Here is a 22,958-nt window from a genome sequence, read left to right on the forward strand (position 1 = left end):
CAACAAGGCGCCCTTTCCTCGGCGCGCCACTGTAAGTGAGTAACGGAAGGAAAATGAACGCGGCAACACCCTCGAAGCTACCCCTGAACATTGAGCTTTTTCTGCTCGCCGTTTGTTCAGGTCTTGGCGTAGCGAACGTCTATTACCTCCAGCCGAGCCTCCAATTGGTGAAGTCCGACCTGGGCGCGACCATTGAGCAGATAGGCTGGGTACCTACCCTTACACAGATCAGCTATGCCTTGGGCATGCTTCTCTTGGCACCGCTTGGTGACGTGATCTCTAGACGCAAGCTGATCATCATAAAATCACTCATCCTGGTGTTGGCACTCATCGCAACAGGCTTGGCGCCCAACCTCAATATCCTGCTTCTGTCATGCATGGTGGTAGGTTTGCTCGGGAGCGTTGGCCAGGACTTCATTCCCGTCGCGGCTCAGGTGGCACCGGAGAAATCTCGTGGCCATGCTGTGGGAATGGTGACAACCGGACTACTGACCGGCATTTTGCTCTCTCGAACGCTTGGCGGCTTCGTTGCTGACAGTTTGGGTTGGCGCGAAATGCAATTCTTGGCTGCAGGGTTGATGCTGGTTGTCATTCTCATCACGTCATTGACGCTTGCCCCTACTCCGCCACCGTTGCGTACGCCCTACTCCAGGCTGCTCACCAGTCTATGGACGCTATGGGGTGAACACCGCGCCTTAAGGCTCTCCATGGTTGTGCAAGGACTGCTGGCGGCGACATTGGGTGCGTTCTGGTCGTGCCTTGCGCTAGTGCTTGCGGCGGAGCCGTTTCACCTTGGCGCCAGTGTTGCTGGGGCGTTCGGTATAGCGGGTGCAGCCGGCGCCTTGGCCGCACCACTGTTTGGGCGTCTGGCTGATCGTCGTGGGCCGCTGATTGCAATCCGCGCTGGATGCGCCTTGGTAATTGTATCGTTCATTGCCATGGCAGCCTTGCCACCGAGCCTCATGTTGCTGGGCATAGGCGCTGTCTTATTTGACTTGGGCGTCCAAGCGGGTTTGGTATCGCATCAGAGCATCATCAACAGCCTCGATCCACTCGCCCGAAGCCGTTTAAATGGTCTGATGATGGCCGGCGCTATGGCCGGCATGGCGGTGGGTGCAGCCTTAGGTACCGTCGCATTCACTCACTATGGGGCCCGCGGCATGTTCACGTTTGCTGCAATCGCTGGCATTGCCGCCTTGGCCATAACTTATCTTCACCATGCACCGAAACGGGAACAGCGTTATGCATAAAGACACACAGGATCGCCTGCTGCGTACCCCTTACATCGAGCCCAAGTTGGCCGGCAGGAAACCGCTAACCGTCTTGTTCTCGCTGCTCTCCCGCTCTGACAATACACCGCTGAACGAACGCAGCCGAGCTCAAGGATTTGGTCTGGATAACGATGGCAATGTCATTGAGGATCCCGCTGCAGAACCATCGAGTAACGCTCTTGAAGGCAACCCTAATCTTAGCTTCGAGCATTGGGGAGAATACTGGCGCAAAGTGCATGGCCCGCGTTTTGTGCATGTCGAGGAGTCAGATGATAGATCGCTGGAGCGGCTCCTAAGGTATGAACAGCTACACCGTTTTGCACCTGGGCCGACCAGTTTCAATGCGCCACCCTATCGATTCCCGACGGACGACGAAGGAAAGCTATGGCCAACGATCGTGGGACATGTGCCCCCATATCATCGCCCTGCATGGGACGGCGTCGCTTACCTGCATTTCGAACGCATGGAAGACATGGGTGTGGTTTTCGGGAATGAGCGTATACGTGAAAAAATCGCTCCTGAGGATCATGCGATGTTCAGGAATATTGCGCCGATCCCAGCGAAACAATTCATCGTTCTACCCAGCATATCGGACAATGACCCGATCACCCTAGTTAAGCTCCATGTCAGGAAGGCCGGTACGACCCGTGCTCAATTCCAGCACTGGTGGCTGCACGAACACGCTGCGGTGGTCATGCAGCATACCGGAGGCTTGGTGCGGCGCTATGTTCAGCTGCATAGCATTGGCCCAACCGAACCAGGCGAGCCTTTCTACCATCCAGACGCGAGTAAATTCGACGGGGTGAGCTTGCTGAACTTTGCGAGCATCAATGACTTGGAAGACTTCCTGCGCAACGAGGACTACTTGGCGATTTCACGAGATGAGCAACTGATGATCGACACCAGCGCCGGCGAATGGTGGACATCCATCAGCATGACAATCGTCAACCGCATCAGCTATGAGAAGACCACTTCGGTCGACGATCAGGCCCTGATATTCAACGGTTTGGATTCGCTTTGATCACAAACGGGTGAAGGTAATCCCTTCACTCCATAGAGTTCATGCTCTCAACCTGAGGTCGCTTACCACGCATTTGCGGCATCAGGATGAGAGCGTGGCGTTAGAGCCTCTTGGCATCAGCCGGTCGCCAACACTCCGCGCGCAAGCACCTGGCAGAGCACGTGATTCTGATATCGTTGTGTCCGAGCAAGAATGCTCCGTTCTACACTGCACGTTGCAAGAAAACCTGGATCAGAATTTGTGCGGTGTATTCAGCATGATCTTCTTTAGGTAGATGTCAATAGATCGCAACATCCAAGATCATGATTCAGTTCCCTAGCTGCTTGATCATAGATCTGAAATTCCTGACTGTTCAACGCTGCGCCAAAGCAAGATACTTGATTAACCACATGGATAACCCAGATGGTTAGAACAAAGCCCTAAGTACAACGCTGATAGATGATTTGAAATTGCCAGCAATCACACTGTTTACGAAACCATGTGACTAATTACACTGCAGGCTCGACTTTGGTCATCGTGGTGCCTTCGCCCCCTTCACCACCAGGAACAGCTTTCTCCAATAGTTTAACTTAGGTCACTAGCGCCCCACCATCGCCGCGATAGCCATTCACGCTGCTCAAACAAGGCAGCCAAGAGCTTACCACCCAAAACAATATTGGCTCGTCTCATCATCCTGATCCGCAAACCTGCTTATGACAAGCGCTGTAAATACCCATAGTTTTTGGCCGCTGCCATATCAAGGTACTGCGACAATAAACTGAGCGAGATCGATAGTAAGGGCTGGGAGTGCGGTCGAGGGATCTCAATTCCTAGCTCAGACATGGCACAGCCTCTTATTTAGCAGGTATCGCTGGCATCTTATCTACAACTCAGATATTGAGATGATAAAAATACTCAGAAGAGCCTTGAGATGACTTCAAATAAATAGCGCTTTACATTTTCGCCGTGCCCCCTTACTCGTCTCAACTTACACGAAACGATCAAGTATAAAATCCTGGCAGGAATAAGCTAAAATCACTTGCCGCCACTTGCTAAGCAGCCTTCACTTCGCGCTGATTCGACGCTAAGAAATCGCAATTCAGATTAACAGGGATTATTAGTTAAAAAAAGAGCGGCCGAAGCCGCTCTGTTGGGACAAAGCCCGAAGCTCATAGCCGTCAAAACTTCAAGCCATCCACAAAATATGTACTAACATCCTTCAGCTTGCTACACCAGGCCATTCAAATTTCCACATTCGCCCCACACGCAATGAAGGTCAAACGGCGGATATTGTCCCGTGACCTTGTCGCCCCTGAATCTCTATGAGTTATTTAACCGAAATTTGGGGTCGCGATAAGTCTAGGCAGCGTAACTTAGACCATTCTAATACAACGACCGAATGAGATACACACTGCAGATTTCGCAAGAGTGTTGACCCCGAGCCTTCGCTTCGCACGCCCATTAGTTTTGGCTATTTTTCACAAACAAGCACACTTAGCGTGCAAATAAAAAACCCCGCCGCGAACAAAGCACGACAGGGCGAGGTAAATCATCTGTACAGTGCCTGCTCACGCTTGGAATTGATTACTTAAAAGTTCCAAGCGCGGAATCAGGCTCATCGAGCTCTTTCAGCTTTTTTGACTGTGAAGCCTTCGGATGTGAGATCTTAATAACAAACAATGCCGCCAAAATCGCTGGAACCGCTGCCAGCAACATCGTTTTAGTCATCGGCAATTGCATAGCGATTAATATTGCCCCCACAAGCGGGCCGGAGATAGAGCCTAAACGACCAATCCCGAGCGCCCACCCCAGCCCTGTGGCGCGGATATGAGGGGGATAAAAATTACTGATTACAGCGTTCAAAGTAAGCTGGCCACCGATTAAGCAGAAGCCCGCCACCATAACAGCCACTACAGTCAACGCAGGTGTTCCATGGTTGTACCCAATAGCCGCTGTAGCGATGCCGCACACAAACATGATCTTGCCCAGCAACCTGACCTTACTCGTAACCTTGTCTGCGAGATACGAGAAGGCAATGGCACCCACCGTACCTGATGCAAGGAAGGAGGACGTGGTTAAACTCGCAGCGCTGGACGAGAAACCTGCTTCTTCCAGCAAAGTCGGCAACCAGCTAATAATGAAATAAAGCAGGATAAAACTTGAGATACATGTACACCACATGAAGATAGTGGGTTTCAAATAACCATCGCGGAACAAATCAACGAAATTAACCTTCTGAGATTTTCCATGCTCCATAACAGGCGCAGGAGGAGTCCATTGAGGTACGAGAACGTTGAGCATTCTGTTGAGAGACGAACTCAGATGCTTGGCGCTGAATAGCCGGGCAAGCGATTCTGGCAACCACATGAACAGGAAGGGCAGCAGCACCAAAGGCGCCATGCCACCAACGATAAACACGCTCTGCCAGCCATAATGTTCCATCATCGCAGCAGCAATGAACCCTCCGGCAGCTCCGCCTAACGAGAAACCACAAGCAGCCAAGGTAACGCATAACGTCTTCCACCGCGGTGGCGCGTAGTCGGCCATGAGAGCCATCGCACTAGGCATCGCGCCGCCCATACCGATGCCGCATAAGAACCGGATGGCTGCCAAAGTCTCAATATTGTGAGCCCAGGCAGATAGTAGGGTTAGTCCTGCAAACAGCAGTACGCAGGACAGTAAGGTTTTCCTGATTCCAAACTTGTCTGCGAGCGGTGTCAATAAGAGCGACCCTATGGTCAAGCCGATCAAATTACAGGTAAAAATAATGCCGAACGCAGCTTTCGGCGTATCCCAGGCTTTTGCCAAGCTTGGTACAACGAAGCCAAGAAGTTGGGCGTCGTAACCGTCGCAGACCAGCAACAGAATTAGTAGCGCAAGGGTTCGGATCTGGAACCGCGAGAACGGTCGTTTGTCCAGTGCCGCACGAAAGGCTTCAATCTGGTTATTCATCATGGCAGTCCGATTATTGTTGTGAGGCCACGCGACTTATTAATGCTGTCCGTTATCGTGGAGGTGAATCTATTTGATTGGCGGGATGCGCCTTCTGGAAAGCTGGATGAGTCTTGGCAAGCTCAGCAATGCGGGCTATTCGCGGGAAGGGGGTCAGATCTAGGCTAAAACGTTGTGCGGCATACACTTGAGGCAATAAGTAGACATCGCATAATCCCGGATCATCACCCAGTGCCCAACCTTGGTCACCAATCAAGTTTTCGACGGCAGTGAAGCCATCAGTAATCCAGCTATGGATCCATTGATTGATAAACCCTTCATCATGACCCGACGCCCGCAGCTTGTTCAGCACTGACACGTTATGCAGCGGATGGATGTCACATCCAATAAGGCTGGCAACCGAACGAGCCAGGGCCTGATCGGCCTGGCTCCCTTTCAGCAAAGGGCTCGCCGTATACACGGCCTCCAGGTATTCGATGATCGCAGGCGACTGAATGACCGTAACGTCACCATCAACCAAGGTCGGAACCCGACCTTGGGGGTTCAGTTCAAGGTAGCCGCTACTGCGATGCTCGCCACCATCCTTGATCAGGTTCACTGGCTTTACGGTGTAATCCAGCCCCTTCAATTCCAAGGCGAGACGCACACGGTATGAGGATGTCGACCGATAGTAGGAGTACAAAATCACGAGGCATGCCCCCGCGCCGGAAGGACAACTGCTCGACACTCACCGAATCCAATGGAGCCAATGCCTTCACGGCTGCAGCGGGCTTTTATGATGATCTCGTCACCGTCTTCCAGGAACGTCCGCGTTTCGCCAGTAGGAAGCTCTACCGGATGTTTACCGCCTTCGGTCATCTCAAGCAGCGAACCCATCGAATCTCGATCCGGGCCAGACAGCGTGCCAGTACCGAACAGATCACCTGGATTAAGTTGGCAGCCGTTGACGGTATGGTGAGCTACCATCTGAGCGAACGTCCAATACATGTTGCGGGTGTTGCTCAAGCTCAACCGCGCAGGCGCTACACCCTTCTCTCGCATCGCTGGAGTGAGGATGAACACCTCAAGGGCAATATCGAACGCGCCAGTGCTTTGATCTTCAACATCCAGCAGATAAGGAAGCGGACTAGGATCACCCGCGGGCCGTGCAGGTTGAGCGCAGCGGAACGGTTCCAGCGCTTCTGGCGTCACGACCCATGGTGAAATAGTGCTAGCGAAACTCTTCGAGAGGAATGGGCCCAACGGCTGATATTCCCATGCCTGAATATCTCGTGCCGACCAGTCGTTCAACAGGCAGAACCCTGCAATGTGCTCACGCGCATTGGCGATGTCTACTGGCTCGCCCAGTGTGTTCCCTGGGCCGACCCACAGTCCGACTTCAAGCTCATAATCGAGTCGACGGGAAGGTGCATGAATGGGTGCATCGCTGTCCGGCAGTTTGATTTGCCCTGACGGTCGGACGAACGCTTGCCCAGAAGCGACGATGGTCGAAGCCCGGCCGTGGTACCCAATCGGAACGTACTTGTAGTTCGGCATCAAGGGGTTATCTGGACGGAACAGCTTGCCCACGTTTTCTGCGTGATGGATCCCTACGTAGAAATCGGTGTAGTCCTGAATACGAGCAGGTACGTGCAGAACGCATTGGGTGGCATCAACCAACAAACGATCACTGATTTTTCGTTGAGCGGCCGCTTCCTCACTTCCTTCAACCAAAAGTTCGGTCAGTCGCTCGCGCAGAGCCTTTCGCACTTCGCGCGGAAGTGCGAAAAAGTCATTGAGTTCTCCACCGACAGCGGCGCTCGCAGCATCCAAAGATGCCCCCTTGAAAAGACCGGCATCGAGCGCGACTTGAAGATCGTAAATCTGGTCGCCAACCGCGACGCCGGTGCGCCGCTCACCACCCAGCAGGCTGTAAACGCCAAAGGGAAGGTTTGCCAGAGAGAAATCAGGATGGCCATTGGCCGAAGTAACCCAGCTATTCATTTACAACCCTCTCAAATAGGAATCAGTTATCGAACTTTCCGACTAGCCCTTCCCAACAGGCATCGTAGTTCTTCTGCAAAGCGGCGGTTGTCATCGCGAACTCAGTTGCACGAAGCACCTGGGAGGTCTCAAACATGAATGCCATGGTTCCATCCAGCTTTTGCGGCTCAAGCGAGGCAGCCATAGCCTTTTCGGAGGTTTGCGCGTCAGGGCCGTGTGCGCTCATGCAGCTATGTAAAGAGGAGCCTCCAGATGTAAAGCCGTCGGCCTTCGCGTCGTACTCACCTTCGATCAAACCCATATATTCGTTCATGAGGTTGCGGTGAAACCATGGTGGCCGGAAGGTGTTTTCTGCCACGAGCCAGCGTGGCGGGAAGATTACGAAGTCCAAGTTGGCAAGCCCTGGCACGCTGGTTGGCGAGGTGAGAACTGTGAAGATGGATGGATCGGGATGATCGAAGCTAATCGAGCCAATTGTGTTGAAGTGACGGAGGTCATACTTGTACGGCACGTTGTTGCCATGCCACGCGACGACATCAAAGGGTGAATGATCGAGCTCAGCCTCCCAGAAACTTCCTTGGAATTTCTGCACCAGACGGGTTGGCCCTTGGTTCTTTTCAAACCATGCATTCGGGGTCAAGAAGTCACGTGGATTAGCCAGGCCATTGCTGCCTATAGGGCCAAGGTCAGGCAGGCGAAGCGGCGCCGAATGGTTCTCAGCCACATAGCCGCGCGCAGTTGCATCAATCAGCTCAACCTTAAACTTCAACCCGCGAGGAACAACGGCGATCTCGAGAGGCATCAGCTCAATACGCCCCAACTCCGTGACCAGCAGAAGCCGACCCTGCTGGGGAACAATTAGTAATTCTCCATCAGCACTGTAGAAGGCTCGCTCCATCGAGCGATTGGCCACGTAGTGATAGACAGTTACGCCATTCGGTCGGTCTAGGCTGGAGTTCGCCACCATCGCGCGCAGGCCGTCGATGAAATCTGTCGGCACCGATGGAATTTCCAGTGCATCCCAACGCAGTCTGTTGGGGTTTGCAGGCGCCAAGGAGGTTTGAGGGATCGGCGACCCGATTGCCTTGAAGGTTGGGTGCGCCGCAGATGGGCGAATGCGGTACATCCAAGTGCGACGACTCTCATGACGAGGCATCGTGAAGGCAGTCCCAGAGAACAGCTCAGCATACAGGCCGTGGGCCACACGCTGCGGTGAGTTCTGCCCAATTGGTAGCGCGCCTTCAACTGCTTCACTGGAAAACTCGTTACCAAATCCAGACTGGTAACCGATGCTTTGGTCGGTGCTCATCGTTCCTCCTGCGGCGCTACGTGCGTTTTATTTATCGTAATTCAATTACGCTAATCGTAATTACAAGCCAGGGTGCGGTCAAGCGTCGCAGGTGTGATTTCACCCGTTTGGCTCTGCGCCAGGTTCTACGCAGTCAATGTCGTCCCATTCGCTCAGGCGCAACGTTGGTGAAGGACATAGCGGTCTTCCTTCACTGAGTCAGTCAGCAAAGGGCCTATCGATGAGAGGTGGGAACGGGTGTGTGATGAGAAGGGTGATCGCGATTCGCTACCTTCGTCGGCCGGCGTCCGCTGACTGCGTATGTAGATGGTCAGCATTGCACCGATCCATCATCCCAATGAGCATTATCGCCTAACAGGCTGTCAGCGCTTCAGAGTGACTAGCCGACAACGGTTTGGCGGTTGGGTCACCAGTACCAAAAAGGGCGCCTTATCAGCGCCCTTCTCTCTCCTACTCAGCAGATTGTCGTATCGCCCTTTCAATGCGTTGGCGGCCCGCGTGAGCGAGCTTGTTTACTCCAGCTTCTTTGGCGACTGCGTAAACGAGCGCATCCCCTTGGAACCCCCTGTTTAGCATTTCGTCTACCAACGCTCGAAGCTCCTGCAGGCAGATCTCGGCCAATCCTCGCACTGGATCATCGTCACCAGGTCGGCGGAACGTGACTTCACTGTCAGAGCCAAGATGATCAGGCCAATAGAAGGCACCGATCTGTTCTTCGTCGTGAGAGCGGAATCGTGCTCTGGCAATCTGATCGACGCGATCACGAATGCGCGACCCCGTTCTTACCCAGCCATGAGCGCGAGCAATTCGACGGGCAAGTGCGATATCCAGGACAGGCCCCTCCTCAGAAACGACCTGCGCAACCAATTTCTGCAGCGTCGGATCGTAGCTTTCGTCGAAGAACTGGTCAGGGTTGATCCCTTCGGCTCCTTCCGAAAGAACCGCCTCCCTGTAAACCAGTTTCTCAGTTGGAGGAGCCAGGGCTACAAAATCTTCAGATACAGCCGCAGACGCTGCCTTCGCATACTTGAGCTCAGGCAGCGCGCCTTGCGGATCCTTGGCCTCAGTGGCAATCGATGCACCAGCGACGACCGTGAGGTGATCTACAACCTCAATCACTTCAGCCGTTAACGCATCGACTCTCAGACGCTCAGCTTCATGGGCTGCGTCGATGACTGCCTGCTTGACCCGCGACTCAGCGAGCAACTCTGTGAGGCGCTGATGCACTTTCTCAGCAGTACCCACGGCATCAACCCACCAATCGGTCGACCAGATTCGGACGATTTCCCAGCCAAGTCCACGCAGCACAAATTCACGCAGCTTGTCACGATCTCGTGCGGTGGCACTGCGGTGATAGGTAGCCCCATCGCACTCCACCCCAGCAAGGAACCGTCCAGGTGCATCAGAGTCAACAACTCCCAAGTCGACTCGGAACGACGACACCCCAATTTGGGTATGGATCTGCCAACCTTTTTTGGCCAGGGCTGCAGCCACCGCTTCTTCGAACGGGCTATCGAATCCACCCACGCTGCCAAAGTTAGCCTCTGCCAAGGCCTGTGGCCCACGCTCGGCAAATTCCAAGAAGTGCTTCAGGTCACGAACACCAACGGCCTGCGTGCGGGCAAGGTCAATGTGCTCAGGGCGCAGAGTGGAGAACAGTACAAGTTCCTGACGAGCACGCGTGATCGCAACGTTGAGTCGGCGCTCGCCTCCAGGACGGTTCATCGGGCCGAAGTTCATCGACATTACGCCGGCAGCATCCTTGCCGTAGGTGGTCGAGAAGTAGATGATGTCTCGCTCATCGCCCTGCACACTTTCCAGGTTCTTGACGAACACAGGCTCAAGCTCAGATTCAGCGAAATACGAGTCAAGCGACGGATCTTTCCGACATGCATCATCGAGCATGTCCATGATGAGCTTCTGCTGCTCACCATTGAACGTCACAACACCCACGGTACGACGGCTCTCACGGAAGGACGGCGACTGGAGGCGCGCCACGAGGTCAGCGACCAGCGCTCTTGCTTCAATAAGGTTCGTACGTGAACCGCCCTTGTCGTAGACACCAGCCACTGGGCACAACCGCACGGCCTTGTCAGCTGTGAACGGCGATGGGAAGGTCACCAGCTTCGAGCCATAGTAACGCTGGTTTGAGAAGGCGATCAGGCTCTCGTGGCGGCTGCGATAGTGCCAGTTCAGGTTACGCATCGGCAGGTTCGCGCTGATGCATTCATCCAGGATGCTCTCGAGATCGGCTTCGACATCCTCATCATCAGCCGTGGACTCGGCACGGTCGAAGAATGAGGTCGGCGGGAGCTGTTTCGGGTCGCCCACCATTACCACCTGCTTCCCTCGCGCCATCGCACCAATCGCATCCCAGACCGGAATCTGAGAGGCCTCATCGAAGATGACGAGGTCGAACGGTGTTGAGGCTGGCGGCAGGTATTGGGCAATCGAGAGCGGGCTCATCAGCAAGCAAGGCGTCAACTTGGTGAGGGCTTCTGGTGCCCGTGTCATCAACTCACGCAATGGAATATGCTTGGTCTTCTTGCCCATCTCATGGCGCAGCAAGCCCCACTCAGAGGAGCGGCTCACGCTGTCCTGACTTGGCAGGTCAGCACACAGCCGAGCACGGAGCCAATCCTTCGTCAGCTCGGTGAATTTGTCATCCAGCGCTCGGAAATCGCGAATACGCTGTTCGTGCTCAACGCTGACAAATGTCCGGATCACTTCCTCGTTATCAACAGTGGTATTTAGCCACCAGCGAGCGTAATTCACCTCAAGGACGCGGCGGACTTTTCCGGAGGTGATCGCTCCACTTTCCATCGCCTGGACAATTGGGGCGAGGCCAACCGCGAAGGCCTCATCGCGCACCTTCCGCCAAGCGCACCATGCCTTGAGTCGCGCCTCGGAAGAAACTACGGTCTCGCAATTTTTCTTGAGGTCATTCAGCGAAAGGTGAACAGTCTCATCAGCACCGGCTTCGGTGAAGTGACCGATCGAAGTCAGATGGGATGAACGCTCCTGCAACACCCCAAGCTTCTCACGCAGGCCAACGCCCGCGAGTGCTATCGCACCTTCCGGCTCCAGCAGCGCGTTGCCATCGCCCAACAGTGTTTGCAGGGGAGCTTTGTAAGCTGCAATCTGCTCCGGGTTCAGCGCGAGCTTCGCAACAGCAGTCGCTATCTGCCCTTGAAACGCAACAGCCTGGCGGGCTATCTCAAGCTTGGTCTTCAAGTCGCTCCAGACAGGTACCAACTCTCGCAGGTCAGCCAGATCGGATAGATCACGCTCAACCGCTGCCCGCTGCTTCAACAAGTCGAAGTCGGCTTTCAGCAACGAACCACAGCGGCCCTCTTGCACATCGGGGTGATCATCAACAAGGCGACCGCGCTCTTCGATATCCCTACGCTCGGCCTGGAAGCGCAGCGCTGCGTTGAGGTGGTCAATGTTAGTGTCCTGACCGCTCCATAGCTGTTGAGTGCTTGAGCCAAGGTCGGGCAAGGCGGCCATATCGGCATCAAGGCGAGTCAAAGTGCGAAGGCGCCGGAGCTCTTCCTTCAGTGCCTCTCCCAACTGGCCCTGCTCGACCAACTGGAATCCATCATCGATCCAGTCCGAGCCTGCTTTCTGGAGGCGAATGGCTTCTTGAAGCTTGATCGACGTCGAAAGCTGCTCAGCCTCAGACTTTGAACCTTGCCAAACGGCAATGCACTGATGCCCGGGCTCAAGCTCATTAATAGCGCGGCGCACGGCGCGGATTTCTGCCCAGATGGCCAAATCTTTACCGTGATCAGCCTCGCTCGCAGTGGTTTGAGTTAGGGCTAGCAAACCCGCAATACGACGCTTTCCGAACCAGGATTTTGGCCAGAACGATTCCTCAGCCTCCTTCCACTCGCGCAGCAACAGATCGATGTCGAGCGATTCGATCGTATCGCCATAGGTCGCACTGAGCTGCTGCTTGAGCTCTACTATTTGGCCAAGCAGTGCCACCGCCTGAGCAAGCACATCGGTGACACTTTCCGGCCAGGCCGGGCTGAGTTCACCGAATACGGTGCGACGTTGCTGCAGCAGTTCAATACCCTGCTTCGCATCCGCCACAACGCGAGAAGGCCAGAGCGGCGAAAGCTTAGTGTTGAGCTCTCGGTGCTGTTCAACCCACGCACAGCCATCGCTCAACCGTTGAGAAATGGAGCGGGCATCAAGCCGCAACGCGAAGCGCCAATCCTGTCCTGCTGCCGCGGGCAGTACCTGGGAAAGAACTGACAGCCCCTCCAGTACACTCGGGGTGTATTCCGAAGCTGGAAGCCCAACTAATTCAACGAACCGATCAGCCGCACGCTGCACATCCAGCACAGCAGGCAACACATCACGAGCTGCCTGCACGAACTGTTGCTGCCAATGAGGTGACCATTCCGCTTGGCCAACCGCAGACAACGCATTGCCAGCAAGCTGGCCGTAGCCCACAGCCTGCGCGTTTACTTCGAGACGATCGGCCAACTCCCGTAGCTCGAGCATGGCCTTCTGGTCATGCGTGTCAGGTGACACCCAACCAACAGGAGCAACAGCTTCATCGCCACCCGAAGTGACGGTGCCAATCGCATCGTAAATGGTGTAACCGTTGCCATGGCGCCGATGCAGTCGCTCAACGTAAATGTTCAGGCTGTCGCGCAGCGTTGCGAGACGCTGAGCCTCAACCTCCCATGCAGCCGAATCGACCTGCCCTTTCGCCTCCCAAGCGGACTGCAGTTGAGCAAGCACATCAGTTTTCCGAGCTTTGCTTGAGTGAAGCTCCAGACAGAATTCACCTAAGCCTATCTCACGCAGGCGACGGTATACGACATCGAGCGCGGCGATCTTCTCCGAGACGAACAGCACGCGACGCCCTTGAGCGATCGACTGGGCGATCATGTTGGAGATTGTTTGGCTCTTACCGGTACCAGGTGGGCCGATGAGCACGAAGTCTTTGCCCTTGGCTGCCGCCATCACTGCAGCCAACTGAGATGAGTCAGATGGCAGTGGGCAGAAAACATCGGTCGGGCCGTAATCACGATCCAGTGATTGCGCCTCTGGGAACGGTGTATCCGAAATGAACGAGTCGCGTGGGGTATCCAGGAGGTGCTGAACCACTGGGCTCTGCCGCAGGTGCTCGGCGTTCTCGGCCAGATCCTTCCACATGAGGTATTTGGCAAACGAGAACATCGACAGCACGACGTCTTCGCTCAACTCCCACCCAGGGATGTCCTTGATGGCATGGCCGACCTTGTTCCAAATGCCGGCGATATCAAGACCAGAATCGTCCCGAGGCAACTCGTGCTCCAGGGAACCCAAGCCCAACTCGAAGTCCTGCCGAAGCATCTCGATAAGGGTTGGGTTGAAGCGCGGCTCATCATCGTGGAGCACCATGGTGAATCCGGAGCGAGCGCTCTTGCGCTCCAGCGTAACCGGAACCAAAACCAATGGCGCCTTGTACTTCTGCCCTGCCCTGTCCTCACGAGTCCAACTCAGGAAGCCGATGGCCAAGAAGAGCGTATTGGAGCCGCCTTCCTGCAGCGCAGTGCGAGCACCTCGGTACAGTTCGGTGAGTCGAACATCCATCTCGTTGGATGTCAGCGCAACGAACACCTCTCTGCGCTTAAGCGCATCCTCGGCATGCCGGCGACGAACATCCTCACGCTCGCGTTGCTCATACAGAGCGCGCTCCCTCGGATCAGCACCATCCATGAGGTCTGGACGGGTGAGCAGCTTCAGCGACTGACCACTGGCCAATACATCCTCAAGAGCACCCGGATCTGGGGACTCGATCTTCAGCGCCCGCTTGCCCGTCTTGAAATTCAGAAGGTTGTTTCGAAGCGAGAGATCCAGGAGCTTGCGCTGCCAACGGCCAAGCCGATCTGCAGGGTCGAGCTTAGAAAGGTCTTCTACCACCACCTCGTGGATTTCATCAGGGATGTCCGCGCCTTTCTCAACCAGGAGCGGTGGAGCTTCGTCCGTCACCTCTGAAGCAACTCGGGCGATTTGAGCTTCGGAGCTTGCCAGCGGTTTAATTCGTTGCAGTCGAGCCCGGCGAATGTCCAGGAGCATTTCAAAGGCGCTGTCCGCGTCTTCGGCAATCTGCTTCTCCCCTCTCTCAACTGCATAGGAGAAGGATGGGACGAGGTTCTGGGTGATGAGCGTGGTTTCAAATAGCACCAGCTCACGCAGCTTCACCCGTTTGCGCACTGCTGTCACATCATCGACCAGAGCAGTGGTGAACTCTTCCGGCTTCATCCACAGGCCCGTGAAGGCGTGCCCCCGGGTAAACACGATCACCGGGTTGAGTCCGATCTGTTCGAGAGCTGCGCAGAACAGCAGGGTGAGATCCATGCAGGTGGCCAACCCGGTATCTGCAATCTGGCTAGGGCTACGTACCTTTTGTCCTGACTGCTCAAAGCTTGCCGGCGGTAGCGCGTAATCAAGTTTCATGCGCGCCACAGCGCCCCAGACGGCAGAAGCCAGCTGCCAGGCCCGCTTAGCCCCGCCTTCATATCCATCGAGTGACGAAGGCAACTCACTGAGCCGAAGCAGCTCAGCCGTCTGCTTCAACAAGCGATCGACAGCAGGATCGTTGGGCTGGACGAAGGCAGCGGTCATATCGGGGATATGGCGCAGACCACCCCACTGATTTCGCGGCAAAAGGTCTACAACCTGCTCTAGGCGAGCAACTTCCTTCCGACCACTCTCGGACGCCTTGTGATCAGCCTCAAGTGCAAAGGTAAAAGTGGAAAGCTCGGCCTCTGTAAGGCGACTGAGCAAGGGGCCATCCAAGACCAGATCAAGCCCCGGAATAATTCGAAAGCTGTCAGGTGCGACTTCGTCGATTCGCCAGACCTTGGCCTTGAACACCTCAGGCTCTGAGGTCAATGTCAGGGTCACATTGACGAAGCGGTCTTCGGTCTCGTTCGCGATGCGAAGCTCGCGAATCACGGGAATGGCGTTCTGGAAGTCGGCAAGGTTCAGCTTCGCCACCAACGTGGCCAGAATCTTGACTTCTTTAGGCGGGATTTCTTCTTGAGCAGCGAGGGGCTGAACGATGTCGTCCATGCGCAACCTTCCTTGTCGTTATGCCCAAGGGAGTGCCGGAATAGGCCGGCCAAGGAGCCCCTCTTGAGCTGATGGCGGGATGATAGCGCTTCCAGCTTCAGGCGTAATGATCCTTTGGTCGTTGTAAAGCGCTCGAATCCATCCAACAGCCAGGATAGGCAGGTGAGCCAAGAAGAGAAATCTGGGGCATGTCGATCGGCCAGGTGACCGCAGCCCCCTATCCGTGACCGACTTCATCCAGAATAAAGAAAAGTGTGACAAGCATCACACTTTGAAAATAAGTCGCCGATTTGCCCTGTCAATTTTTTTTGCGAGACGGAGTTCTATATTTGAGACCCAAAGAAAAGCGAGATCTGCGCCGCTCCATTTCTTCCGTCTCTTCCGCGATCTTGGCGATATGCTTTTCGGTACAGTTTTGCTTCTGATCTCGTGATGCAACGATGGTACTGATGCAGATCGGCCCCTTGGGGCTCGGGGCAGTCGCTTCTTTGGCCGCAGGCCGCTGCTTTTCATTTTGCGTTCAAAGCCAAGGCGCGCAGCGCTCGATGGATCAATCCGTTCACAATGAACTGAAATTTCCGGTCGGTGACAGACAACAGGATATAAGCCTGGCGATGATTTGCTTAGAGCTGCCATGAATACCGCATCCCGCCCAATGGATCGCATCAAACGCCGATTTCGAAAGCCAGGAGATCCTCAGTGATGGCTTCCGGCGCGAACCCACTCAACACAAGTCGATGCTGTATGCCCCTGCAGATGTGCGCCCAGAGACGTGATCGCAACTCGATGTGCCATCCATGGTCGAAATACCTGACATTCCGCCGAGACTTCTCATTCAGGGCTATGACTAGGGAAGAGTAACCATCCTGGCCTACCCATTCGGCAGTGATCCGAACAGGCTCGTCCTTGCCGGGTTTGCGCTCATATTCGTCGAGCAACCCGTTCAAAACATGAACGAATTCGTCGCCGCAACAAGCCGAGGCGCGCCTCCAGATTTCAGTGAGGATGGTGCTATCCATTTCACGAGCTCGGTCGCCCAGGAGGCCATGATGGCTGCGCAGGGCAAAAGGCCATCAATATACCCCAAAACATTGCTTTCCAATCCGCTAGGGAGATTTTGAAAAAACCTACCGGAGACAGCCAACTCAAGCTCGCCCAGCTTAACCTCTAACAACACCAATGAAAGCGCGAGATTGCACTAATGCAGCATGCCTATCTCAAGTGGAACGTGACCGATTGGTACCCCCCTCTAAGGCATTAGCCAATTCACCAAGCGCATCACGCAAATGGCAATCTTCCTGGGCATGATAAGGCTCTGACAGTAACTGGCGCGCGTGTGTGATTAGCGCTTCGAGGTGCTTGGCACTCAGCTCTAGTTCAATCAGGACGGGGGGATCATATGTGAATTCACCAACATGCTCGAAGAATATAGGGATCACACGAGTGTTACCGAACCCCGCAATTTTTGGCGATCCCAGTAAAAAGCCGTAGCAAACATTGCCTTGGATCACGACCACAATTAACAATTTGTTAGGCTCGCGGTTCCTGTCCATAACCCAAGTCTCCAGAAACCTCGGCGATTCGGTAAGTTTCGCGACAAAGGCATCTAGTTTGTCCATCGAGGTGGGCCATACGTCATGCGCCCACCTGAGGTCGTCAGGAATACGGAGCAACAAGGCATATCCATCCCTTAAGGTCGCGACCACCCCCATCTGGCGGGGGGTAGGGAGCGGTTCGCTTTCACCCGCAGGTACTGTAAACAGTGTACATCTCATTTGCTTACCGCCAGAAAAACTGGCCGCAATCCTAACCTCTGTAGGCCCATCAATTTGTGGAAGCTCAACGCGAGCACTGGTAATTTCGGAGGTTTCTCCAACCGCTCGATGCCGAAGGCAAAACCGGGCCCACTCAGCGTTTCTGACCTCGCCGTCGTCTTCGCCGGAAAGGGTGTCTAAGCTAGCTTCGTTCAAAGGGCTTGCAGTGGCAGACAACTCGTTTTGCAGATCAGAGGATTCATTAGCTTTCATGCTGGTTCGAAGAGCCTCGTCTTTGTAGTTACGATGGTGCGAAGCACAACTTCACAAGCGGGATTTCCTGTAGTTTTTAAGCTATCGGGCCAATCAGACCAAAAGCACCGTTCACATCAACAGGCATAGCCGTGATCCAGTCGATCGAGTAGCGCTTTTACTCTCAAATATCCAACCTCATTGCCAGCACATTCCAGAGCGGTTAGGCCACCGAATTCGTCACGAGGGGCAGCCAGCCAAACATCTGCTTTGGCTTTGCTGCCAAACACTTGCTCGGCTTGATGCTGAATTAGCTTCTCAAAATTCATGGCTGCTCCGAGCACGCTAACGTCGAGCATGGGGGTGGATGAATTCCAAGAGTTTTCATGACGCCACCTTGCTTCATAGCTCTAAGAAGTCGATAAAGCGATAAAATTTGGCGCAGTGTATGGTCAGATCTCTATCACGAAATCAGGAGCAAACCCCGTTCTCTCACCTGGATAGCCCTTGGGATTCGAGACCAAGCGGCAGCCCAAGACTTCAGTGTCGATAGCATGATGTGTGTGACCGAAAAACCACGCATCCGCCTGCTCGATCAAGTCGTGCCATTGGTTGTAGTAAGCCGCCGCAAGGTGGCCTTCATGGCCATTTCCGGCTACCTCTGCAATCGGGCAATGGTGTGTAACCACTACGGTCTTGCCGTCAAAATTCTTGGCCAATTCAGCGAGCAGGAACTCACGACTGGCGATGTTCCTAGCAATGAGGTCGGCTGGCCGAAGCTTTCTGTAATCCTGTCCGATTCGGATACGCCTGAAGTCACTCATCCACTCAGCACAGCCTCTCATCGCAGCTTTGTAGTCGCCCGTCGAGGTAAAGTCTGTCCACGCGGTCGTCACCAGAAACCGGGTGCCACCGATGATCAGACTTTGGTTATCTAGGACATGGACGTGCTCCTCAGCTGCAGCTCGCATTTTGATCAGCGTTCGATCAATGTGCGATTTGTAAAATTCGTGGTTGCCGCAGACATAGATCACCGGGCATCGGAACGCCTCATTTGCCCATGTCACCCCGCGACAACGCACCGATATGTCGCCAGCTAATACGACCAGATCAACCTCTACCGGAGGTGGCTCAAAGCCAACAAACTCCAAGTGCAAGTCTGAGTAGATCAGAATCCTCATCAGGTGCCCGTGCTCCGTGTGGCTTTGGGTGAGTCGCCTCTTCAAGTCGCGTCCTGGACAACCTCGCCCACGTTATCGAGCGTAAGCACTGCCGTTAGACTCGTGTGCTTTCGAAAACCCGGCCCTGCCAGGTAGTAAAGCGTGTCCTTGCTCTCGAATACCGACTCAACCAGTGCATGCATGAAGCTCGATCTCAGCCCACCTGGCCGTGAGCCTTGCGTGCGACTGTCGAAAACGATCTCGCGTCCTAGCATGACTGTAGGATGTAGGCCCTGATCCCCCAGGGTTCTTTCGTCTTTGTCCGAGACCATCACGTCGAGCAGTATCCAGCTCCTTATCACGCAGAAGGGTTTTGCTCCGGAGCGCTTCTTGGCCACCTCAACCAGCTCGTCATCCGCCAATGGCAGCCCCTCCACTTGCTCTGCGCCATCGAGAAAGAAATGCGCCAATTGTGCTGCTTCCACATACCCACCTTTCTTGTTCTCAGAACCGACGCCTGAGTGTTTAGACGTCGCTGTCATTCGCGATTTGCCAGAATTATTTCCACCGGCTATCAAGGGCTCGCGCGAGTTTTCAACGCTTTGTCTGCGATCAATCCGCCGACCGTGCTCGCTGGTATCCGTGCCATAAAGGCTGAAACTCGCAGCCTCAGTGCCGCTGGGATCCATCAGATCTCAACCTCGAATTCAGGACGGAACTGCAGCCCCTCACCGGGATAGCCCCTGGGGTTCGAAACCACACGGCAACCATATTTGACGAGGTCGACCGGGTGATGCGTGTGACCAAAGATCCACAGATCTGCCTGCGCAACGAGATCCGACCAATGATTAGCGTAAGCTGCCATCAGGTGATCTCGTGGCCCACCGACTAAACCGATCAGCGGGGCATGGTGTGTTACCACTACCGTACGCCCGGGAAACGGAGTGCATAGCTGCTGGGCAAGCCAGGCGCGCGATGCTGCATTACGCACGACCAAATCTCCAGGCGTTAAGCGGCGGTCGCTGGTATCGACGCGAATGGCCATAAAGTCGCTCATTCGCTCATAGGCCGTTCGCATCCCAAGATCCCTGGAGCCCGTTGATGAAAAGTCAGTCCAAGTGGTAGCGCCCAGAAACCGGGTTCGTTTCGAAATCCAGCATTCCTTCTCCAACACGTGCACGTGTGGTGCTGCGACCGCCTTCATTTTTTCGAGAGTTTTGTCCAGGTGACCACCGTAAAATTCGTGGTTTCCACAGATGTAAATGACCGGGCAACTGAACGTCTCGTTGGCCCACTCTACTCCCTGTGCTTTAGTGCCGATGTCACCGGCCAGGATTACCAGCTCAGCGTCCGTCGCCGGCGGCGTGAAATCTTCGAATTCGGTATGTAAATCGGAATACACCAAAATTTTCATGCAGCTACCCGCAGGACTGACTTTCAGTCCCGTAACTTCGATTAAGCGATATATTGAAATCGCCCCTGGCTTGCGTGTGGACAGGCCGATCTGGTCTTCCGGACGCGCAGCAAATCGCAACAGTTCCAATCATTTGACTATACGACATTGAGTGGAACTGCGCAAACCGGGCATACAGTCGGATTTTAGGGATACGCCCGAATGCTCAGGCAAGCGATCGCCGCAGCGCTGACCCACGTTCGCCAGCAACAGCAAATACTGCTGACCGATCTTGAAGAAGGCGTAACCGCAGCCCACCTTAGTCGCATCGAGCGCAGTGAGCGTGGGGTTACGGTTGAAAAGCTCGATGCGATCGCGCGGCAGCTTGGTGTGCATCCCCTCACCCTCCTCGCACTGGCATACGGCGCCGATGAGGTCGTTCGCCCTACGGAGCTGTTGAAGCAGGTGTCTAAAGAGGTGGCTACCCTAGGTGGGTCGATAGCCCCGCTCGCGATCAAGCCAGAGTCCAGGACACACTCACGGGTGGCAGCGGCCAATGAACGCCGGGAAGAGGTTCAACGCCTGAGGGGCCAAGGGCTGACCAAGGCTGAGGTGGCTCGGGAGCTAGGCGTTTCAAAACAGACGGTGGCGAGGCATTGGTAATTACGGCAAACACCACCACCCAGTAGTCATTGCTTCTGGACACCAGGACGGCACAACGGATTGTCAAGCAGCCACACCAGTGCTAGTCTCCGCGGCCAGGTACTCGGTAGGTGCCTGCAGTCCACACCCGCGAAGCTCTAGCACTATCGTGACAGTTGAATTACCCGACCTGACATCAATCAGGTTGCCTCGTAGTGGACGCCAGGCCAGCCCTCCCGAGAGCTGAAAAAATGCAAGTCACCTCCAGCCACATCAAGCAAGTCAAACGTGTCGCCAAGGAATTGAAAGACACCTACCCCTGGCTAAAGCTGGGTCAGCGTCAAGACAAAGCTGCAGTCCAGGAATTAGGCGTTAGAAATTACCATGAGGCGATCCGCCTTTATGACAAGTGGATCATGCTCCATGTGCACGTCTCTCCTGACCCTCATGGCGTTAGCAAGTGTTCCCTCTGCGATTACAGCTTCGCCTTCGACCTCAAAGAAGATCGCGAATCTCACCGTGAAGTGCATGAGCAATTTCATGAGGCAAGCAAGGCGATGGGCTATTGCCCAGCAAATTTTGTGCTGCGCGAGCAGATGAAAGACAGGGGAAGTAAACAGGCTTTCTCGGATCAGGGCTTGGAGGCACGGATCGAAGGCGTGCTACTGCTTGTGCGTGGTTGGTATGACCGCTCCCTCGCCCATGCGATCTATGGTAACTACTGGCGCAAGCACCCGTCTTTCGAAGCGTATGTTTCCATGATCCAGGATACCCTGGGGGGCATGTATCAGGAGCAGAAAGCCGAACTCAGAATCAGATATGGGTACTGCCCAGGCCATATCCGTCCTGGCGACAGTAACTGGTACCCACGCCCTCACTAAACCTCCCCCAATGGTAGGGGGCTTCCCAGACCTCACTCTGTAACCGGAGTGGGGTCAACAGATCCCACCCTGCCTGAACCTTCACGATCGACGCCTCAGCTATCCAGACGATGCGCCTGCATTCAGTCGCATGTGAAGCCAGTCAGCGGCCAAGCAGCCGGTGCTGTCCACGCAGCGCTCGCGCTACCTTCTTAGCTTGTGCAGTGATCGCTACTACCAATGCGCAGCAGACGATGTAGGGAAGTGTTTCAGCAAGACCCTGCTCAACCGTCAGGCCGTACGTTATGCGTATGAGGTTACGAGATTCACCTCCCGCCTGGATGAGACATAGCGGGATCAAGGCCCAGGCCACAAGTCGCTTGGCCAGACGGTTTTCTATAATGCGGTTAAGGATGGCTTTCATGGTCATGCTGCTCCTGTTAGCGATGCTAGGGTTTGTACGAAAAGTCGCCGAGCGGCGATCAGGCAAGGCGAAAACAGGCGAGGAACGGTCAGAGTCGCGCTCGACTTTGCTGGTGGCAAATGAGCATTTCGAGCCTGTTTTCAACGCAGCATGATCGGCGCGCAGGCACTTTTCGTACAAAGCCTAGGGCATTCATACTCACACGCTAAATCCTGCTATGCACGCCAAAACAGGCCCTCCAAAATCACGGTACAGAGCAATGCTCTCATTGCCTGTTACGTAGGCTTGGCCAGACATCAAACCGTCATAGTGGTAAGCGTTTGTGTCTGCGACTTGAATACCAGCAGATAGCCACCACGTCTGGCTTACCGGATGCGATAAGGATTTCCCAGGATCGCCCGGCTCAGGAACGTAAGACATGGCCAAGGCTAAGACCATCAGCGACATCAACGCCAAATACAGCTACAAGGATGAGAACCCAGGCGGTAAGCGAGACGCCTCACTGGTGTCGTGCGCTCAGTGTGAGGATTACAACGAGTTGAGCTACATCTACAAGACGAAGCTCAAGCCGTTGATCGATGATGACGAGATCACCCACGACGAGGCAATTCAGGCGCTGGACGAAGCCTGTGCCGAACTCAAAAATCCTCGTAGTCGCGAGAAGTTCTACGAGCTGTTAACCAGCAAGCTTGGCCAGACCATCGACGAATAACCCATGCACTAACGCCTTCAAACTGGGGGCTGCCGCAAGGATCTGCTCCCAGTCTCGTCCACGCAAACCTCTTCCCTGCATAGCACCTTTGCGCGCCATATAGTGGCTCGCTCCTTCTCCATTAGAGACCCGCTTGCCTGCTGACTCAGGCTGTCGGATTATGCCA

20 protein-coding genes are annotated in these 22,958 nt (G+C 54.8%); 7 read left to right on the forward strand and 13 right to left on the reverse strand.

Features of this window, described 5'->3' with window-relative positions:
* Window positions 1-53: 53 nt before the first annotated feature.
* Window positions 54-1,250, forward strand: coding sequence for an MFS transporter (locus CAG22_RS04515; protein ID WP_085704645.1), 1,197 nt, complete (start codon window positions 54-56; stop codon window positions 1,248-1,250).
* Entirely contained in the window at window positions 1,243-2,292 is a 1,050-nt protein-coding gene (locus tag CAG22_RS04520; protein ID WP_085704647.1) for an EthD domain-containing protein, read from the forward strand. The genes CAG22_RS04515 and CAG22_RS04520 overlap by 8 nt, the downstream gene beginning before the upstream one ends.
* A 1,563-nt stretch (window positions 2,293-3,855) precedes the next feature.
* Here CAG22_RS04520 and CAG22_RS04525 read toward each other — a convergent pair.
* The 5 genes from CAG22_RS04525 to CAG22_RS04545 all read right to left on the reverse strand — a co-directional run bounded on the left by CAG22_RS04525 (window position 3,856) and on the right by CAG22_RS04545 (window position 15,595).
* Complete coding sequence (locus tag CAG22_RS04525; RefSeq protein WP_085704915.1) at window positions 3,856-5,223, reverse strand: aromatic acid/H+ symport family MFS transporter; 1,368 nt, start codon at window positions 5,221-5,223, stop codon at window positions 3,856-3,858.
* Window positions 5,224-5,275: 52 nt separating this feature from the next.
* Window positions 5,276-5,911: a maleylacetoacetate isomerase gene (gene maiA / locus CAG22_RS04530; protein WP_085704649.1), complete on the reverse strand. Its 636-nt coding sequence runs from the start codon at window positions 5,909-5,911 to the stop codon at window positions 5,276-5,278.
* Window positions 5,908-7,206 carry a fumarylacetoacetase gene (gene fahA / locus CAG22_RS04535; RefSeq protein ID WP_085704651.1) on the reverse strand — a complete coding sequence of 433 codons (1,299 nt, stop codon included), beginning with the start codon at window positions 7,204-7,206 and terminating at the stop codon, window positions 5,908-5,910. The genes maiA and fahA overlap by 4 nt, the downstream gene beginning before the upstream one ends.
* A 22-nt stretch (window positions 7,207-7,228) precedes the next feature.
* Window positions 7,229-8,515: a homogentisate 1,2-dioxygenase gene (hmgA, locus tag CAG22_RS04540; protein ID WP_085704653.1), complete on the reverse strand. Its 1,287-nt coding sequence runs from the start codon at window positions 8,513-8,515 to the stop codon at window positions 7,229-7,231.
* A gap of 450 nt (window positions 8,516-8,965) precedes the next feature.
* Window positions 8,966-15,595, reverse strand: a complete 6,630-nt coding sequence (locus CAG22_RS04545) for a DUF3320 domain-containing protein (RefSeq protein ID WP_085704655.1) — start codon at window positions 15,593-15,595, stop codon at window positions 8,966-8,968.
* 449 nt (window positions 15,596-16,044) lie between these two features.
* On the opposite strand from CAG22_RS04545, the gene CAG22_RS27165 reads away from it, so the two are divergent.
* Window positions 16,045-16,233, forward strand: coding sequence for a hypothetical protein (locus CAG22_RS27165; RefSeq protein ID WP_139833402.1), 189 nt, complete (start codon window positions 16,045-16,047; stop codon window positions 16,231-16,233).
* Window positions 16,234-16,260: 27 nt separating this feature from the next.
* On the opposite strand, the gene CAG22_RS04550 is transcribed toward CAG22_RS27165, so the two are convergent.
* The 7 genes from CAG22_RS04550 to CAG22_RS28700 all read right to left on the reverse strand — a co-directional run bounded on the left by CAG22_RS04550 (window position 16,261) and on the right by CAG22_RS28700 (window position 20,550).
* Complete coding sequence (locus tag CAG22_RS04550; protein WP_085704657.1) at window positions 16,261-16,614, reverse strand: hypothetical protein; 354 nt, start codon at window positions 16,612-16,614, stop codon at window positions 16,261-16,263.
* Between the two features lie 198 nt (window positions 16,615-16,812).
* Window positions 16,813-17,622, reverse strand: a complete 810-nt coding sequence (locus tag CAG22_RS27170) for a hypothetical protein (protein ID WP_139833403.1) — start codon at window positions 17,620-17,622, stop codon at window positions 16,813-16,815.
* Window positions 17,623-17,738: 116 nt separating this feature from the next.
* On the reverse strand, window positions 17,739-17,930 hold the full coding sequence (locus CAG22_RS04560; RefSeq protein WP_085704917.1) for an MbcA/ParS/Xre antitoxin family protein: 192 nt from the start codon (window positions 17,928-17,930) through the stop codon (window positions 17,739-17,741).
* 123 nt (window positions 17,931-18,053) lie between these two features.
* Window positions 18,054-18,782, reverse strand: coding sequence for a metallophosphoesterase family protein (locus tag CAG22_RS04565; protein WP_085704919.1), 729 nt, complete (start codon window positions 18,780-18,782; stop codon window positions 18,054-18,056).
* 41 nt (window positions 18,783-18,823) lie between these two features.
* Window positions 18,824-19,450, reverse strand: a complete 627-nt coding sequence (locus CAG22_RS04570; RefSeq protein ID WP_139833404.1) for a hypothetical protein — start codon at window positions 19,448-19,450, stop codon at window positions 18,824-18,826.
* Complete coding sequence (locus tag CAG22_RS04575) at window positions 19,450-20,175, reverse strand: metallophosphoesterase family protein (RefSeq protein ID WP_085704663.1); 726 nt, start codon at window positions 20,173-20,175, stop codon at window positions 19,450-19,452. Before CAG22_RS04575 ends, CAG22_RS04570 begins: the two co-directional genes overlap by 1 nt.
* A gap of 129 nt (window positions 20,176-20,304) precedes the next feature.
* Complete coding sequence (locus CAG22_RS28700; RefSeq protein ID WP_256582406.1) at window positions 20,305-20,550, reverse strand: hypothetical protein; 246 nt, start codon at window positions 20,548-20,550, stop codon at window positions 20,305-20,307.
* Between CAG22_RS28700 and CAG22_RS28935 the strand changes: the two genes are divergently transcribed.
* Window positions 20,482-20,817 (forward strand): XRE family transcriptional regulator, encoded by a 336-nt coding sequence (locus CAG22_RS28935; protein ID WP_349816327.1) that lies wholly within the window; start codon window positions 20,482-20,484, stop codon window positions 20,815-20,817. The genes CAG22_RS28700 and CAG22_RS28935 overlap by 69 nt on opposite strands.
* 230 nt (window positions 20,818-21,047) lie before the next feature.
* Entirely contained in the window at window positions 21,048-21,677 is a 630-nt protein-coding gene (locus CAG22_RS04585) for a hypothetical protein (protein WP_085704667.1), read from the forward strand.
* Window positions 21,678-21,819: 142 nt separating this feature from the next.
* On the opposite strand, the gene CAG22_RS04590 is transcribed toward CAG22_RS04585, so the two are convergent.
* On the reverse strand, window positions 21,820-22,086 hold the full coding sequence (locus tag CAG22_RS04590; protein WP_085704669.1) for a hypothetical protein: 267 nt from the start codon (window positions 22,084-22,086) through the stop codon (window positions 21,820-21,822).
* Between CAG22_RS04590 and CAG22_RS28465 the strand changes: the two genes are divergently transcribed.
* Window positions 22,079-22,234, forward strand: coding sequence for a hypothetical protein (locus tag CAG22_RS28465; protein ID WP_170929268.1), 156 nt, complete (start codon window positions 22,079-22,081; stop codon window positions 22,232-22,234). The genes CAG22_RS04590 and CAG22_RS28465 overlap by 8 nt on opposite strands.
* Window positions 22,235-22,498: 264 nt before the next feature.
* Window positions 22,499-22,792 (forward strand): hypothetical protein, encoded by a 294-nt coding sequence (locus CAG22_RS04595; RefSeq protein ID WP_085704671.1) that lies wholly within the window; start codon window positions 22,499-22,501, stop codon window positions 22,790-22,792.
* The last annotated feature ends 166 nt before the right edge of the window (window positions 22,793-22,958 follow it).

The organism is Pseudomonas sp. B8(2017) (assembly GCF_002113575.1).
Taxonomy (GTDB): domain Bacteria; phylum Pseudomonadota; class Gammaproteobacteria; order Pseudomonadales; family Pseudomonadaceae; genus Aquipseudomonas; species Aquipseudomonas putida_Z.

Bases quoted from the DNA above. Each gene is read 5' to 3' on its own strand.
- hmgA (WP_085704653.1), bottom strand. From the start codon at position 8,515: ATGAGCACCGACCAAAGCATCGGTTACCAGTCTGGATTTGGTAACGAG.
- CAG22_RS04550 (WP_085704657.1), bottom strand. From the start codon at position 16,614: ATGGATAGCACCATCCTCACTGAAATCTGGAGGCGCGCCTCGGCTTGT.
- CAG22_RS04565 (WP_085704919.1), bottom strand. From the start codon at position 18,782: ATGAGGATTCTGATCTACTCAGACTTGCACTTGGAGTTTGTTGGCTTT.
- CAG22_RS04515 (WP_085704645.1), top strand. From the start codon at position 54: ATGAACGCGGCAACACCCTCGAAGCTACCCCTGAACATTGAGCTTTTT.
- CAG22_RS04595 (WP_085704671.1), top strand. From the start codon at position 22,499: ATGGCCAAGGCTAAGACCATCAGCGACATCAACGCCAAATACAGCTAC.
- CAG22_RS28465 (WP_170929268.1), top strand. From the start codon at position 22,079: ATGGTCATGCTGCTCCTGTTAGCGATGCTAGGGTTTGTACGAAAAGTC.
- CAG22_RS04575 (WP_085704663.1), bottom strand. From the start codon at position 20,175: ATGAAAATTTTGGTGTATTCCGATTTACATACCGAATTCGAAGATTTC.
- CAG22_RS27170 (WP_139833403.1), bottom strand. From the start codon at position 17,622: ATGAAAGCTAATGAATCCTCTGATCTGCAAAACGAGTTGTCTGCCACT.
- CAG22_RS04525 (WP_085704915.1), bottom strand. From the start codon at position 5,223: ATGAATAACCAGATTGAAGCCTTTCGTGCGGCACTGGACAAACGACCG.
- CAG22_RS04560 (WP_085704917.1), bottom strand. From the start codon at position 17,930: ATGAATTTTGAGAAGCTAATTCAGCATCAAGCCGAGCAAGTGTTTGGC.
- CAG22_RS28700 (WP_256582406.1), bottom strand. From the start codon at position 20,550: ATGCACACCAAGCTGCCGCGCGATCGCATCGAGCTTTTCAACCGTAAC.
- CAG22_RS04570 (WP_139833404.1), bottom strand. From the start codon at position 19,450: ATGGATCCCAGCGGCACTGAGGCTGCGAGTTTCAGCCTTTATGGCACG.
- fahA (WP_085704651.1), bottom strand. From the start codon at position 7,206: ATGAATAGCTGGGTTACTTCGGCCAATGGCCATCCTGATTTCTCTCTG.
- CAG22_RS27165 (WP_139833402.1), top strand. From the start codon at position 16,045: ATGCAGATCGGCCCCTTGGGGCTCGGGGCAGTCGCTTCTTTGGCCGCA.
- CAG22_RS04545 (WP_085704655.1), bottom strand. From the start codon at position 15,595: ATGGACGACATCGTTCAGCCCCTCGCTGCTCAAGAAGAAATCCCGCCT.
- CAG22_RS04590 (WP_085704669.1), bottom strand. From the start codon at position 22,086: ATGACCATGAAAGCCATCCTTAACCGCATTATAGAAAACCGTCTGGCC.
- CAG22_RS04520 (WP_085704647.1), top strand. From the start codon at position 1,243: ATGCATAAAGACACACAGGATCGCCTGCTGCGTACCCCTTACATCGAG.
- CAG22_RS04585 (WP_085704667.1), top strand. From the start codon at position 21,048: ATGCAAGTCACCTCCAGCCACATCAAGCAAGTCAAACGTGTCGCCAAG.